The 14,907-nt window shown below is 68.0% G+C and carries 11 protein-coding genes; 1 reads left to right on the top strand and 10 read right to left on the bottom strand.

Annotation, left to right across the window (positions count from 1 at the left end):
- Position 1: 1 nt before the first annotated feature.
- The 6 genes from narJ to BS38_RS0109795 form a co-directional block, all read right to left on the bottom strand.
- Positions 2-622: a nitrate reductase molybdenum cofactor assembly chaperone gene (gene narJ, locus BS38_RS0109820; RefSeq protein ID WP_028270642.1), complete on the bottom strand. Its 621-nt coding sequence runs from the start codon at positions 620-622 to the stop codon at positions 2-4.
- Positions 619-2,292 (bottom strand): nitrate reductase subunit beta, encoded by a 1,674-nt coding sequence (gene narH, locus BS38_RS0109815; RefSeq protein WP_028270641.1) that lies wholly within the window; start codon positions 2,290-2,292, stop codon positions 619-621. Before narH ends, narJ begins: the two co-directional genes overlap by 4 nt.
- Complete coding sequence (locus BS38_RS0109810; protein WP_028270640.1) at positions 2,292-6,002, bottom strand: nitrate reductase subunit alpha; 3,711 nt, start codon at positions 6,000-6,002, stop codon at positions 2,292-2,294. The genes narH and BS38_RS0109810 overlap by 1 nt, the downstream gene beginning before the upstream one ends.
- A 211-nt stretch (positions 6,003-6,213) precedes the next feature.
- Positions 6,214-6,963: a LamB/YcsF family protein gene (locus BS38_RS0109805; RefSeq protein ID WP_028270639.1), complete on the bottom strand. Its 750-nt coding sequence runs from the start codon at positions 6,961-6,963 to the stop codon at positions 6,214-6,216.
- Positions 6,947-7,831, bottom strand: a complete 885-nt coding sequence (locus tag BS38_RS24855) for a hypothetical protein (protein ID WP_043438265.1) — start codon at positions 7,829-7,831, stop codon at positions 6,947-6,949. The genes BS38_RS0109805 and BS38_RS24855 overlap by 17 nt, the downstream gene beginning before the upstream one ends.
- A 125-nt stretch (positions 7,832-7,956) precedes the next feature.
- Positions 7,957-8,547, bottom strand: coding sequence for a hypothetical protein (locus BS38_RS0109795; protein WP_028270638.1), 591 nt, complete (start codon positions 8,545-8,547; stop codon positions 7,957-7,959).
- Positions 8,548-8,619: 72 nt separating this feature from the next.
- On the opposite strand from BS38_RS0109795, the gene BS38_RS0109790 reads away from it, so the two are divergent.
- Complete coding sequence (locus BS38_RS0109790) at positions 8,620-9,918, top strand: MFS transporter (RefSeq protein WP_028270637.1); 1,299 nt, start codon at positions 8,620-8,622, stop codon at positions 9,916-9,918.
- Positions 9,919-9,984: 66 nt separating this feature from the next.
- On the opposite strand, the gene BS38_RS0109785 is transcribed toward BS38_RS0109790, so the two are convergent.
- The 4 genes from BS38_RS0109785 to BS38_RS0109770 form a co-directional block, all read right to left on the bottom strand.
- Positions 9,985-10,449, bottom strand: a complete 465-nt coding sequence (locus tag BS38_RS0109785) for a DUF2871 domain-containing protein (RefSeq protein WP_043438261.1) — start codon at positions 10,447-10,449, stop codon at positions 9,985-9,987.
- A gap of 110 nt (positions 10,450-10,559) precedes the next feature.
- Positions 10,560-12,920 (bottom strand): glycoside hydrolase family 65 protein, encoded by a 2,361-nt coding sequence (locus BS38_RS0109780; protein ID WP_028270635.1) that lies wholly within the window; start codon positions 12,918-12,920, stop codon positions 10,560-10,562.
- A gap of 54 nt (positions 12,921-12,974) precedes the next feature.
- Entirely contained in the window at positions 12,975-13,715 is a 741-nt protein-coding gene (locus tag BS38_RS0109775) for an HAD family hydrolase (RefSeq protein WP_028270634.1), read from the bottom strand.
- A 150-nt stretch (positions 13,716-13,865) separates the two neighbouring features.
- Positions 13,866-14,894 (bottom strand): LacI family DNA-binding transcriptional regulator, encoded by a 1,029-nt coding sequence (locus BS38_RS0109770; RefSeq protein ID WP_028270633.1) that lies wholly within the window; start codon positions 14,892-14,894, stop codon positions 13,866-13,868.
- Positions 14,895-14,907 lie beyond the last annotated feature (13 nt).

The raw sequence follows: 14,907 nt of genomic DNA, 5'->3' as shown, positions 1-14,907 counted from the left end.
GTCAGGCCCCCTTCACGGGCAGGAGTCGCGGATCGTAGGGGTCCAGCCCCACGGCCTCGGTGGGCGGGCCGTAACCGGCCATCCGCATCACGGCCTGCTCGTCTGCGGGCGATTTCCCGGGGAGCGTGGCGCAGACGGCCTGCAGGATCCGGGCGTGCGGCAACCCGTCCCGCAGCAGCCCGAACCGAAGCATCTCGAGGCTCGCCCGGAAGCGGGTGAGCAGTTCCCGCCCCGCTGCCAGGTCCACCACCGCGGCGTATTCCAGGACCATCGGCAGGTAGTCCGGCAGTTCGCCGCGGGTGTCCACCAGGATGTCGCTTTGCCGGTAGGTCTTCTTGAAGTTGCCCAGCACCTCGCCACGGCGCCGGGTGTCCCCGTCGGTCCAGTAGCTCAGGTGCAGGGCGTGCCGCTTGCCGAGGTCGAATTCACGGACGTAGTGTGCCTGCACCTCCATGGGCGGCGTGGATTCCAGCAGGTCCAGCACCTCGGCGAAGTCCGGCAAAGCACCGGGGAACTCGCCCAGCGCCGACCGCATGAGCGGCACCCTGCCGGTCAATTCCTCATCCGGATAAGACAGGCACCAGGCGGCCGCGAGGTAGACCACCTGCTGGCGCCGGCTCACGGCTGTTCCCCCGGGTGGTGCTTCTCCGGAAAAAGGCCCGGAGGCGCCCCGGTGCCGTCCCAGTTGAGCAGGTTCACCCGGCCGCGCAGGGTGGTCCCACCGGGCGCCTCGTCGGAGGTCTGCCGGTCCCGCAGGGCATTGAAGGTTTCCACCGCCACCGGGACCGGGCGGCCGCTGGCCTCGCCGAACGGGGAGGAATCCTGCATGCCGGGGCCGCCGTCGAAGTCCAGCGAGCAGCCCATCTCCTCCAGGTCGTGGGCCTGTTCCACGTGCGCCTTGGGAATGACGTAGCGCTCGTCGTACTTCGCGATCGCCATCAGCCGGTACATCTCGTACATGGTCTGGCCGTCCATGCCCACGGCCTCCGGGATGGAGTCATCGGGGTCGTTGCCCAGGCTGATGCCCCGCATGTAGGAGCGCATGGCCGCGAGCTTCTTCAGCACCGCGGTGACGCGGTCCGCATCCCCGGCGGTGAAGAGTTCCGCGAGGTACTCCACCGGGATGCGCAGCGCCTCAATGGCGCCGAAGAGGTTGCCGTGATCCTCGCCGTCGTGCCCCTGGTCCCGCAGCAGATCCACCACGGGTGAGAGCGGCGGCACGTACCAGACCATCGGCATGGTCCGGTATTCGGGGTGCAGCGGCAGGGCCACCTTGTAGACCTTGGCGAGGGCGTACACCGGCGAGCGCCGTGCGGCGTCGATCCAGTCCTCGGGGATGTCCTGGGCCCGGGCCGCAGCCTGGACGGCGGGGTCGTTGGGGTCCAGCAGCACGTCCATCTGGGCGTCGTAGAGTTCCTGCGGGTCGGTGACCGCGGCCGCCGCGGTGACGGCGTCGGCGTCGTACAGGAACAGCCCCAGGTACCGCAGCCGGCCCACGCAGGTCTCCGAGCAGACCGTCGGCAGCCCCACTTCCACCCGCGGGTAGCAGAAGGTGCACTTCTCGGCCTTGCCCGTCTTGTGGTTGAAGTAGATCTTCTTGTACGGGCAGCCCGTGACGCACTGCCGCCAGCCGCGGCACTTGTCCTGGTCCACCAGCACAATCCCGTCCTCCACCCGCTTGTAGATCGCGCCGGAAGGGCAGGACGCCATGCAGGACGGGTTCAGGCAGTGCTCGCAGATCCGCGGCAGGTAGAACATGAACGTCTGCTCGTAGGCGAACTTGATCTTGTCCTCGGACTCGCGGCGCACCTTCTCCACGATCGGGTCCAGATGGCCGTTCTCGGCGGAGCCGCCCAGGTCGTCGTCCCAGTTCGCGGACCACGTGATCTTCGTGTCCTTCCCGGTGATCAGGGACTTGGGCCGGGCCACCGGGAAGTCGTCGCCCAGCGGCGCGTCCACGAGGGTCTTGTAGTCGTAGGTCCACGGCTCGTAGTAGTCCTTGAGTTCGGGCTGGACGGGGCTGGCGAAGATCCCCAGGAGCTTCTTCACCCGGCCGCCGGCCTTGAGCACCAGCTTGCCGCGCTTGTTCAGCACCCAGCCGCCGTGCCACCTTTCCTGGTCCTCGTAGCGCCGCGGATACCCCTGGCCGGGGCGGGTTTCCACGTTGTTGAACCAGACGTATTCGGTGCCCGCACGGTTGGTCCAGGCCTGCTTGCAGGTCACGGAACAGGTGTGGCAGCCGATGCATTTGTCCAGGTTCATGACCATGCCCATTTGAGCCATGACACGCATCAGTACTGCACCTCCTGGGAACGACGGCGGACGGTGGCCACCATGTCGCGCTGGTTTCCGGTGGGGCCGAGGTAGTTGAACGCGTAGGCCAGCTGGGCGTAGCCGCCGATCAGGTGCGAGGGTTTCACCAGCAGCCGGGTCACCGAATTGTGGATGCCGCCGCGCCTGCCGGTGGCCTCGGACTTCGGGACGTCGATGGTGCGTTCCTGCGCGTGGTGGACGTACACCACCCCGGCCGGCATCCGGTGGCTGACAATGGCCCGGGCCACCAGGACGCCGTTGATGTTCAGGCACTCCACCCAATCGTTGTCCCTGACCTGGATTGCTTCCGCATCGGCCGGGCTCATCCAGACGGTGGGGCCGCCGCGGGAGAGCGAGAGCATCAGCAGGTTGTCCTGGTATTCGGAGTGGATGGACCACTTGGAGTGCGGGGTGAGGTACCGGACCACCACCTCCATGGCCCCGTCCCGTCCGAGTTTGGGCTCGCCGAAGAGCCGGTGCATGTCCAGCGGCGGCCGGTAGATCGGCAGGGCCTCGCCGATGTCGGTCATCCAGTCGTGGTCGAGGAAGAAGTGCATCCGCCCGGTCAGGGTGTGGAAGGGCTTGAGCCGCTCGATGTTGATGGTGAACGGGGCGTAGCGCCGGCCGCCGGTTTCGGAGCCGGACCATTCCGGCGAGGTGATCACCGGGACCGGGCCGGCCTGGGTCTGGGCGAAGGTGATGAACTTTTCCTCGGAGCCCTCGGACAGGTCCGCGAGCTTCCGCCCGGTGCGGACTTCCAGGTCCTTGAAGCCCTGCACGGACAGCGCACCGTTGGTGGTCCCGGAGAAGGCCAGGATGGCTTCCGCCATTTTCGCGTCGGTGTCGATCGCCGGGCGGCCGTCCGCGGCGCCGCCAAGCATCACGCCGTTGGAGCGGCTGAGCCGGTCCAGGGGTCCGGCGAGTTTGTAGGTGACGTTCTTGACCGTGAAGCCCAGTTTGTCGGCGAGGGGCCCGACGGCGGCCAGCTTGTCCGCGATGGCCGTATAGTCACGCTCCACCACCGAAAAAACGGGCATGTTCTGCCCCGGCACGGCTGGAATGTCCGTCTGCCGCCAGTCCCGCACGATCCCGCCGGGCTGGGCGAGCTGGCCGGGGGTGTCGTGCTGCAGCGGCACACTGACCAGGTCCCGGCGGACGCCCAGGTGGGTCTTCGCCTGCCGGGAGAACTCCTGTGCCAGCAGGTGGAAGGTGTCGAAGTCCGTTTTGGTTTCCCACGGCGGGTCAATCGCCGGGCTGAAGGCGTGGACGAACGGGTGCATGTCGGTGGAGGACAGGTCATGCTTCTCATACCAGGTGGCGGCCGGGAACACGACGTCGGACAGCAGCGTGGTGGAGGTCATCCGGAAATCAGCGGAGACCAGCAGGTCCAGCTTCCCCTCCGGCGCCCGCTCATGCCACCTCACGTCCCTGGGCTTGAGCCCCTCGGCGTGGTCCTTGCCCAGGACGTTGTTGTGCGTGCCCAGCAGGTTCCGCAGGAAGTACTCGTTGCCCTTGGCCGAGGAGCCGAACAGGTTGGAGCGCCACAGCACCAGGGTCCGAGGCCAGTTCTCCGGGGCGTCCACGTCCTCGATGGCCGGGGTCAGCGTGCGGTTCTTGAGCGCGTCCGCGATGTAACCCGGAGTGTCCGGCGCAGTGCCGGCGGCGACGGCGGCCTCCGCCTCGTCCGCGAGGTCCAGCGGGTTGCGGTCGAACTGCGGGTAGAACGGCATCCAGCCGAGCCGGGCGGACTGGGCCAGCGCGTCCGCGGTGTGCATGCCGTCCAGGGCTCCGGTGGACAGCGGGGACTTCAGCGCGTCCGCGGAATAGCCGTCCTGCCGCCACTGGTCGGTGTGCATGTACCAGTAGCCGGTGCCGATCATGGTCCGCGGCGGGCGCGACCAGTCCAGGGCATTGGCCAGCGACAGCCAGCCGGTGACCGGCCGGGTCTTTTCCTGCCCGACGTAATGCGCCCAGCCACCGCCGTTGCGGCCCATGCAGCCGGTGAGCATCACCAGCGCCAGCACGGCCCGGTAGGTGGTGTCGCCGTGGAACCACTGGCAGATCCCGGCGCCCATGATGATCATGGACCGGCCCTTGGACTGCTCGGCGTTGCGCGCGAACTCCCGCGCCACGCGGATGCAGGCCTGTGCGGGGACGCTGGTGATCTCCTCCTGCCAGGCCGGGGTGTAGGGCGTGGACGCGTCCTCGTAGCCGGCGGCCCACTCCCCCGGGAGCCCGTCCCGGCCCACGCCGTACTGGGCCAGCATCAGGTCGAACACAGTGGTGACCAGCTGGCCTTCCACTTCCAGGACAGGCACGCCGCGGCGCAGCACGCTCCCCTCCCCGCCGGCATCCTCGAAGCACGGGAGCAGGATTTCGGCGCTTTCCCCGGACACTTCACGGAGGGACAGGGCGGGGTCGATTCCCTCCAGGTCGAGGTTCCATTTGCCCTCGCCGCTGCCGGAATACCGGAACCCGAGGGAGCCGTTGGGCACCGCGGTCCGCCCGGTCTTCTTGTCGAACAGGACGGTGCGGAACGCCGCGTCCTCAGCCCCGGACTCCCCCGGGAGGTCCCGGGCGGTGAGGAATTTCGACGGCGTCAGGGCGCCGTCGTCGTTCTTCACCAGCCTGACCAGGAACGGAAGGTCCGTGTACTGCTTCACGTAGTCGGTGAAAAACGGCACGTCCCGGTCCACGAAGAATTCCTTGAGCATGACGTGCCCCATCGCCATCGCCAGGGCTGCGTCCGTTCCGGCCTGCGCGGGGAGCCATTCGTCGCCGAATTTGGTGTTGTCCGCGTAGTCCGGGCTGACGGTGACCACCTTGGTGCCGCGGTACCGGACCTCGGCCATCCAGTGCGCGTCCGGGGTCCGGGTCACGGGGACGTTGGAGCCCCACATCATGAGGTAGCGCGCGTCCCACCAGTCGCCGGACTCCGGGACGTCGGTCTGGTCCCCGAACACCTGCGGGCTGGCGACAGGCAGGTCCGCGTACCAGTCGTAGAAGGACGTCATCACCCCGCCGATCAGCTGGATGAAACGGGTTCCCACGGCGTGCGACACCATGGACATCGCGGGGATGGGCGAGAAGCCGGCGCAGCGGTCCGGGCCGTAGGTTTTGATCGTGTTCACGTGGGCTGCGGCCGCGATCTCGACGGCTTCCTGCCAGGAAACACGCACCAGGCCGCCCTTGCCGCGGGCCTGCTGGTAGCGTCGGCGCTTTTCCGGGTCGGCCGCTATCTCGGCGAAGGCCAGCACCGGGTCGCCGAGCCGGGCCTTGGCCTCGCGGTACATCTCGACGAGGACGCCCCGGGCGTACGGGAAGCGGACCCGGGTGGGCGAGTAGGTGTACCAGGAGAACGCCGCGCCGCGCGGGCAGCCCCTGGGCTCGTATTCCGGGCTGTCCGGGCCCACCGAGGGGTAGTCGGTCTGCTGGGACTCCCAGGTGATGATGCCGTCCTTGACGTACACCTTCCAGGAGCAGGAGCCGGTGCAGTTCACCCCGTGCGTGGACCGGACCACCTTGTCGTGGCTCCAGCGGTCGCGGTAGAAGATGTCGCCTTTGCGGCCGCCCTCCCGGAACACCGCCCTGCCGTCGTCGGTCTGGTCCCATTTGGTGAAGAATCGGCCCAGCTTCAACATTGCATCTGATGCGGGTCCATCTAACCCCGCATGGGGTCCGGCAGCCATGCCCTCAAGCTAGGTTGCCGCGTGAAGCTCCGGATAGGGCCGAACGGCACTAGCCCGCCCCCGGCTGAGCGCGAACGGACACTTCAGCACCGGTTGGTAGCGCGAACGGACACATAAGCCCCCGCCCCCGAGCGCCCGACGGGACCGCAAGTGTCCGTTCGCGCTTCAGGGAGGGCCGCAAGTGTCCGTTCGCGCTTAGTTGGTCTGAGGGCTAGGCGAAGGGTTCGAGCTCCACGCCGGCGGCTTCCAGGGCCCTGCGGACGGCGGCCGCCGTCTCCACCGAACCGGGGGTGTCGCCGTGGAGGCACAGCGAGTGCGGCTGCAGCCGGACCACGGTGCCGTCCACGGCCTCCACTTCGCCGTGAATGGCCAGCCGGACCGCGCGTTCGGCGATCTCCCCGGCGTCGACCAGGAGCGCACCGTCCGCTGAGCGCGGCACCAGCGATCCGTCCGGCAGGTAGGCGCGGTCCGCGAAGGCTTCATGGAACACGGGGTGGCCCGCCTCGGCGGCAAAGGACAGGAGTGCCGACCCCTGCAGGCCCAGGATCGGCAGCCCGGGATCGTAGGCCTGGATGGCGGCGATCACGGCCGAGGCCTGTTCGGCGTCGTGCACTGTGCGGTCGTACAGTGCGCCGTGGACTTTGACGTAGTCAACGGATGCCCCGACGGCGTGCGCCACGCCGTCGAGCGCGCCGAGCTGGTACAGCACGGCCCCGAAGAGGTCGTCGAAGGTCATGTCAATGGACCGGAGGCCAAACCCGGGCAGGTCGGGATACCCGACATGCGCGCCCACCCTGACGTCCAGCTCAAAGGCCGCACGGCAGGTGTCCAGCATGGTGACGGGGTCCCCGGCGTGCAGGCCGCAGGCCACGCTGGCGCTGGTGATGAGCGGGAACATGGCGGCATCGTCCCCCATGGTCCAGGTCCCGAAGGACTCCCCCAGGTCAGCGTTCAGATCCAATGAATCCACCTTTCAATGTTGAGTCTCCGCCGGTTGTGGTGCCGGGGGTATTGGTGCTGGCGTCCAGGGCGGCCGGGGATCCGACACCGCCGGTGGTGCCCGCGCCGGCAGCCCCGGGCGTCAGTTCGCCGGGGATGGTGTCCGGCATGGGCCCGAAAGCTTCCTTGGCGCTTGCGACGACGGCGCGTCCCATCACGCGGTTGCCCACGCCTCCCACCACGGCGCCGACGCCGAACGGCAGGGCCCGGCCCAGCAGCGCCGTCCCTTGCCGCTGCAGCAAATTGCGGAGGAACGCACGCTGAATCCGGTCCCGCACCGAGCCGAAGCCGGGGAACGATGTCTTGCGGGCGAACGCTGAACCCCAGGCGTCCGTGGGGCCCTTGCCGCGGCCGGCAGCCTGGCCGCTGAGGCTACCGAGGAGCGCGGTACCTTCCTCGCCCAGCATGATGGCCATGACCAGCGTGCCGGCTTTCTCGGGGTCCACCATGCGGATGCCGTGGAGCTCGGCCAGGGATGTTGCGTACAGCGCGGTGGCTTCGAGGAAGCCGACGGTGGCTGCGGCGGAGAGGCCCAGGGCGGCCACGGTGCCGACGCCGGGGATGACGGCGGAGCCGCCGACGAGTGCGCCGCCGCCGGTCACAGCCAGCAGGTAGTCGCGTTCCAGCTTGTCCGCGAGCTGCGCCGCCGTGGCGCGCGGGTGCCTGCGCTGGAGCCGCCGGAGGTTGGCAAGCACCAGCGGGCGCTGGACTTCGACCGCCCGCAGCAGCATGCCGTGCAATCCGGGCTTGGGCTTGCCTTGGGAGTCGAACACCGCCTTGTGCGCGGTTTTTTGTGCAATTCGCATTGCCGGGTTCTTTCGCATGGCCATCGTCACCTTTCCTGGAACGGGAACAAGCCGCCGGCGGTGGTCCGCAACCGCGGTACGGAACCGTGACTGCTGCCGGGCAACGACAGCTTGTGGCTGTCGCTCTCCCTTAACACTAAGCCACCTTGCTACATCACCCAGGATTCGGCCACCGCTATGTACGCTGACGACGACGGCCCCCGGGGCCCGGGGTACACGGTCGGTGAGCCGGGCCATTCCACGCCGAATTCGGCCAGCCGTCCGGTGCTGCACGGAAGGTAGACATTCGTCAGGGCCGCGCTGGTGCCGCCGAGCTGGAAGTCGGGCGCCGAGAACTGGCGGCGGTCCAGGACACCGCTGATTTCGAGCTCCGCCTTGCGCCCCACGGCCCGGAAGCCGCGGTCCACGTCCAGTTCGACGTCGAACTCGTCCTGGGTGTGCGTGATTTCCGCCAGCGGGAACCTGGCTGCCTCCGGAAAGTAGCGGGTGAGTTCGTTGGCCAGGGTTTCGGCGAAGTAGCCGTTGGGGCCGTAGCTGCGCCAGCCCTGGCGGGTGGCCACCAGGAGGGCGTTGCCGCTGCCCCACTTGGACCATTCGGCCATCCAGAAGGAGGCGAAGCAGCTGGCGGGTTCACCGGGGATGTGGACGCCGTCCGGGTTCACCGGGTGCAGCGCCAGGCCCGGGTTGCTGCCGATGAATGCCATGCTGCGGCGTGATGCGCCTGCCGGACTGTTCCCCATACGCAGAGCCTAGCCCTGCAGGGGTTGGCGGCAGCTGCGGCGCGGCCGGATGGGCGGGCCTAGACTAGCCTTATGCCCACCCCCAGAGCCCTGCGGCCCTTTGTGCACCGGGAGTACCGGGTGCTGATCGCCGCGTTGGCCGTCTCCATTTTCGGTTCCGGAATGTGGGCTGTGGGCATGGTGTACCAGGTGATCCACCTGGGCGGCGGTCCGCTTGAGCTGTCCCTCGTTGCCACTGCGGGCAGCGTGGGACTGGTGGCGTTCGTCCTGGCAGGCGGGATCGCCGCCGACCGGGTGCCGCAGCGGCTTTTGATCATCGCGGTGGAAGGCACCAACCTCGCTGTGATCGCGGCCATCAGCGGGCTTGCCCTGGCGGGGTGGCTGCAGTTGTGGCACCTGGCCGTAGGCGCGTTCGTGCTCGGTGTGGGTGCGGCGTTCTTCTTTCCGGCCTATTCGGCCATCCTGCCCAGGATCCTGCCGCCGGAAGACCTGCTCGCGGCCAACGGCATGGAGGGGACCCTGCGGCCCATCCTGCAGCAGGCGGCCGGTCCTGCCGTGGCCGGCATCCTGGTGGCCGCGTTATCCCCCTCGCACGCAGTCACGGGTGTGGCGGCATGCCACCTCCTCGCGTTCATCATCCTCAACTTCCTCGGCCAGCACGCCCTTGATGCGCCGGGCACCGCGGGCGGCACCGCCGTCGAACGCGCCAAAACATCCTTCTTCCACGACCTCCGTGAGGGCGTCAGCTACACGGCCAGGACGCCCTGGCTGTTGTGGACGCTGCTGTGGGCCTGCATCTCGGTGCTGTTCCTGATCGGCCCTATCGAGGTGCTGATGCCGTTCGTGGTCCGCGACCAGCTGGGCGGCGACTCGCGCATGTTCGGTTTCCTGCTGGCCGTGATGGGCGTGGGCGGTGCGGCCGCGTCGCTGGCCACGGCGTCCTTCGCTCTGCCGCGCCGCTACCTCACGGTGATGATGGTGTCGTGGGGCGCCGGCAGCCTGCCGCTTGCCGCCGTCGGGATCATGGACAGCTTCTGGATGGTCGCTGCGGCGTTGTTCATCTTCGGCGCCACGGGAGGGATCGGCATGGTGATCTGGGGGACGCTCCTGCAGCGCCGGGTTCCTGCCCACCTGCTGGGCCGCGTGTCCAGCCTGGACTTCTTCGTGTCCCTGGCCCTGATGCCCGTCTCCATGGCACTGGCCGGACCCGCTGCGGCCGTGGTGCCCACGTGGGTGATTTTCCTGGTGGCCGGCGGCGTCTGCCCCGTCATGGCCGTGGTGGCATTGGTGGTGGCCAGGATGCCGGCCGATGAGCTGGCCCACCCGCTGGACCGCAGCGCCGGGGACCGGGAAACCGTGGACAGCCCGTAGGCAGCCGCGCCCCGGCCGCCGCGCCCCGCGGCTGCCGTCTCGGTAGCTTGCCGCGCCCCGCGGCTGCTACGCCTTGGCGGCCACAGGCAGCGGCGGCACCGCCGACGGGGCGTCAGTGGCCGCCGCCGTCAACGCCTTCCGCAGGGCCAGGAAGAGCAGCACCAGGCCTGCGGTGAGCAGCATGTGGCCGGTGCCGGCGATCCCAGCGAGCGCTTTGGAGCTGGCATCCAAACCTGCCACGACCAGCGTCCCCTTGACCAGCATCATCCCGCCGGTGACCACCACGCCGGCGTTCCAGATCCAGAAGAACCAGGCGAACAGCCTCGGCGCCGCAGCGGAGATTGCGAAGACCTTCTCCAGCCCGAGCACCAGCAGCAAAACGATGAAGCCCAGCACCAGCCAGTGCGTGTGCACCAGGCCCAGCTGGGAGTCGCCGGTGAAGCCGTTGACCTTGGTGAGTTCCCGATAGTAGAGGCCGGAGAGGACTCCGGCGATGGCATAGGCAAACGAGGCATGGAAGAGTTTTTTCACTCCCCCAGTCTTTCGCCGAAGCACGACGGCGGGATCAACCGTTCGGTTGATCCCGCCCGTCTGTTGGGACTACTGCTGTTGGAACTACTGCTGTTGGGAATACTGCGCGCTTAGGTGCGGGCGCGCACGATCGGGATGGACGCCGTCGGAAGTCCGCTCGGGAAGATGGTGGGCTCCGGCGCGCCGACCGGGGCCAGCGGCACCCGGGCAACGTTTTGGCCCACCGTGAGCAGTTCGCCGCGGACGTTGACGTCCAGTGGTTCGCCCTCGCGGATGCTGAGGCCGATGGATCCCTGGCCCAGCTCCACGAACAGCAGGCGGCCGCGCACCTTCAGGTGGAAGGTCAGGCCCTCCCATTCGTCGGGCAGCCTCGGGTCGAAGAACGGAACGTCGCCCTGGTCCCGGAGCCCCGCAAAGCCGCTGACCAGCGAACTCCACACACCGCCGGTGGAGGCGATGTGCACGCCGTCGATGGTGTTGCCGTGGGTGTCGTCGAGGTCGATGTACGCCGCATGGGTGAAGTGGTCCAGCGCGGCCTTCTCGTAGCCCACCTCAGCAGCCATGATTCCCTGGACGCAGGCGGACAGGGTGGAGTCGCCGGTGGTGATCGGATCGTAGAAGTCGAACGCGCGCCGCTTTTCGTCGGCCGTGAAGTCCTGCCACTGCAGGAACATCGCCAGCACGGTGTCCGCCTGCTTGAGGACCTGGTGGCGGTAGATCACCAGCGGGTGGAAGTTCAGCAGCAGCGGGTACTTCGACCTTGGCGTGCTCCAGTCCCACGGCTCCAGGGTCATGAAGTCGTTGTCCTGCGAATACACCTCGAGGTCCTCGTCGTAGGGCAGCTGCATCCGGATGGCAGCCTGCTCCCAGAGTTCGCGTTCGGCGTCGTCGATTTCCGGGTGGTCCAGGGCCGCTGCGGTGCGCAGGTTGAACCTGGCCATGACGTTTGTGTAGAGGTTGTCGTTCACCACGGCCGTGTACTCATCCGGGCCCGTGACGCCGTGGATGTGGAACAGCCCGTCCTTGCCGAAGAAGCCGAGGGAGACCCACATCCGGGCGGTTTCGATCAGCAGCTCCGCGCCCATGCCGTGCTTGAAGTCCTCGTCGCCGCTGGCCCACATGTACCTGTTGGCGGCGAAGGCGACGGCGGCGGCGATGTGGAACTGCGCGGTGCCGGCGGCGTAGTAGGCGCTGGCTTCGAGCCCGTTGATGGTGCGCCACGGGAACAGTGCCCCGTCAACGCTCAGTTCCTTGGCGCGGACCTTGGCGTCCGGCAGCATCTCATGCCGGAACTCCAGGACCTGGCGCGCGTTGTCCGGGCTGGTGTATGTCAGGTACGGAAGCAGGTACACCTCCTGGTCCCAGAAGTAGTGGCCATCGTAGCCGGAGCCCGTGACGCCCTTGGCCGGGATGCCGGCGACGTCCGCGCGGGCGGTGGCCTGGGCCAGCTGGAAGAGGTTCCAGCGGATGGCCTGCTGCAGTTCGGGCTGGCCGCCCACCACAATGTCCGAGGTGGCCCAGTAATCGCGGTAGTGCGCTTCGCTTTCGGCGAAGATGGCATTGACGGGCTGAAGCGCGTTCTCCGCCGCTTCCGAGGGGTCCTGCGCGGACCCGCCGTCCACGGCGCCCTCGCGGAAGGCCCGCGCCACGGCGTAGCTGGCGGTCTTCTCAAGGCGGAAGGGCTGGTCGGCTCCCACAGCGAGGACATACCGGACGCTGCTGTCGTCCTGGTCCACCAGGGTCTCGAACGGCTGGACCTCGGCCGAGGTCCAGTGGTCCACGGCCAGGCCCACACGCTGCCGGGAGTCGGCGGCTTCCCAGGAAAGGCGGAGCGAGCCGTCCCCGCCGTCGAGCCTTACCGGCAGCAGGACGCGGCCGGCGTGCCGTCCGGCGCGGCGCGGATCGTGGGTGGAGTGGTCCTCCACGGGCTGGTCCTGGCGGTTGATCACGGAGGACGTCACATCCGCGTAGATGTCACGGTCCGCGGCCACTTCGAGGCTGATGCCCAGGGTGCCGCGGGACTGGTAACCCACCGCCCGGCGCTCCGTGGTGGTCACGGTGGCACCTGAACGGCACTGCCAAGTGATCCGGCATTCGTAGATTCCGGTGGCGAAGTCGACGGACCGGCGGTAGTCCAGCACTGTCGATTCGCTCAGGGTCAGCGTTTCGCCGTCGATGATCACGGTGAAGTTGTTGACGTCCGGGATGTAGAGGATCCGCTGGCCGGTACGGGCGAAGCCGAAGGCATTCTCTGCGTGCTTGATGTCCCAGGTCTCGTGGAAGCCGTTGATGAAGCTGCCGGGCAGGTCGGCGTCCGCCGCGGCCCAGTGGGCGCCGCGGATGCCGAGATGGCCGTTGCCCAGGCTGAAGAGGGTTTCCAGGGTTCCGGAGTTTCCGGGAAGGTGGACGGTTTCCACGAGCTGCCAGGGATCGTTCGGAAAACGAGCACGGTCAGAGGTGATGAGTGCCATGGCTGTTGGGGTTCCTTTTGGCGTTGTGCAGGTTGGGAGGTTGGTGCGGCGGGGCTAGAGGAGTTCGTTCAGGTCCTCGACCACCAGCGTGGCGCCGGCGTCCAGCAGCGTCTGCCGGCCGGCTCCGCGGTCCACTCCGATCACCGAATGGAAGGTGCCGGCGCTTCCGGCCTGGACCCCGGACACGGCGTCCTCAACCACAACGCATTCCGCGCTGGGGAGGTCCAGCAGCTGCGCCGCGTACTCGTAGGTGGCCGGGCTGGGCTTGCCGGGCAGGCCGGCAGCAGCCGCGACGACGCCGTCCACCACTACAGGGAAGTGGTGCGCCAGTCCCGCGGCCTGCAGCACCGCCGGTGCGTTCCGGGAGGAAGAGACGACGGCGACCTTGAGTCCCAGCGCCTGTGCTGCTTCCAGGAAGCGCACCGAGCCCTCGTACGGGGCCACGCCGCCGGCTTCGACGATGTCGTTGAAAACCTTGTTCTTGCGGTTGCCGAGGCCATGGACCGTGTCGTTGGCGGGGTCGTCGTCCGAGGGGCCTTCGGGCAGCACGATGCTGCGCGAGGCGAGGAAGTCCCGGACGCCGTCGAACCTGGGCTTGCCGTCGATATGGTCGAAGTAGTCGCTTTCGCGGTAGCTGTCCGCCTCCGGAACGTCCTGCAGGAAGCCGTCGAAAAGCTCCTGCCAGGCGCGCTCGTGGACGATCGCCGTGGGCGTGAGCACGCCGTCGAGGTCGAAGAGGATGGCGGAGGCGCCGGTCCATCCGTGGACGGTGGTGCTGTTTGAAAGCTCAGTCATGCGGTACTCGGTGTCCTTTCAGACGGCGTGCAGGGGGACGTGCGTGGATGCTGCAGGTTTTTGGGGCGGCGGGAATCGCTTGATTCAACGGGGCTTGGTGCAGAAGTGCGGCAGTGCACTATTCGGTGATGGGTGGCTCGGTGCGTGCGCTCAACGCTTCCGGCGCGTGCTCTTGCGTTCAATCAGCTTGGTGTCCAGCACGTGGCTGGCGGGGGCGTTCAACGGCCCCGGACGTTGGAGTCCTTCGATCAGCAGGTTGGCTGCGAAGGCGCCCTGATCGGCTACCGGCTGCGCTACGGTGCTCAGCCCCAGGAACCAACTCATCTGATGATCGTCTATACCTATGATGGACACGTTTTTCGGCGCTGACAAACCGAGCTCGCGCAGGGCCATGAGTGCGCCGAAGGCAGTTTCGTCGCAGCCGGCGAAAATCGCGGAGGGCATCCTGCGGTTTTCGATGAGCTCGGTCATGGCCCGGCGGCCGCCCTCGATGCTCGACCCGGCGTCCATCACCAGGTCCGGGTCCACGGTCAGGTGGTGTTCGGCCAGCGCCCGCCGGAATCCGTTGAGGCGGTCCGTGGCCGTGACCACCGAGCGCTCCCCCGATTCACGGCCGGAGAGAATGGCCAGGTCCCAGTGTCCGAGGCCCAGGAGGTGGTCGGTAGCCTTCCAGGCCGCGTCCTCGTTGTCGATTCCCACGTTGTCCCAGGGAACGTTATGCATGCCCACGCTGGCCACGGCCAGCCCGGAGGACGCCAGCGCATCGATTTCGCAGCTGCTGAGGGCAATGTTCAGCAGCAGCACCCCGTCCACACGCTGCGACAACGCGTCAAGGTCGCCGAAGACCTTGCGGTGCACGCTGGGGGTGTTGCGCAGGCTGATCAGCATGGTGTCGAAGCCGCTGTCAGCGAAGACTTCCTCGGCAGCCTCCACGGCCTGGGTGAAAAACCACGCCGTGGCAGTGGGCGCGATGATGGCCACGGACCCGGTGGTGCCGCCGGCCAGGCGCGATGCCGCCGATGAGGCCCTGTAGCCGAGTTTGGTGGCGGCGTCCGCCACTTTCAGCTGGGCAGTGTCCGAAACGTTGGGCAGCCCGCGCAGCGCACGGGAAACGGTACAGATGGACAGCCCCGACAATGCGGCAACGTCCTGGATGGTCACGCGCGGTGCTTTAGCCATGCAACACGGGCTC

It is taken from the genome of Arthrobacter sp. UNC362MFTsu5.1 (genome assembly GCF_000685965.1).
Taxonomy (GTDB): domain Bacteria; phylum Actinomycetota; class Actinomycetes; order Actinomycetales; family Micrococcaceae; genus Arthrobacter.
Note: the sequence above shows the minus strand (reverse complement) of the source record. Positions and strands in the feature narration are given on the sequence as shown.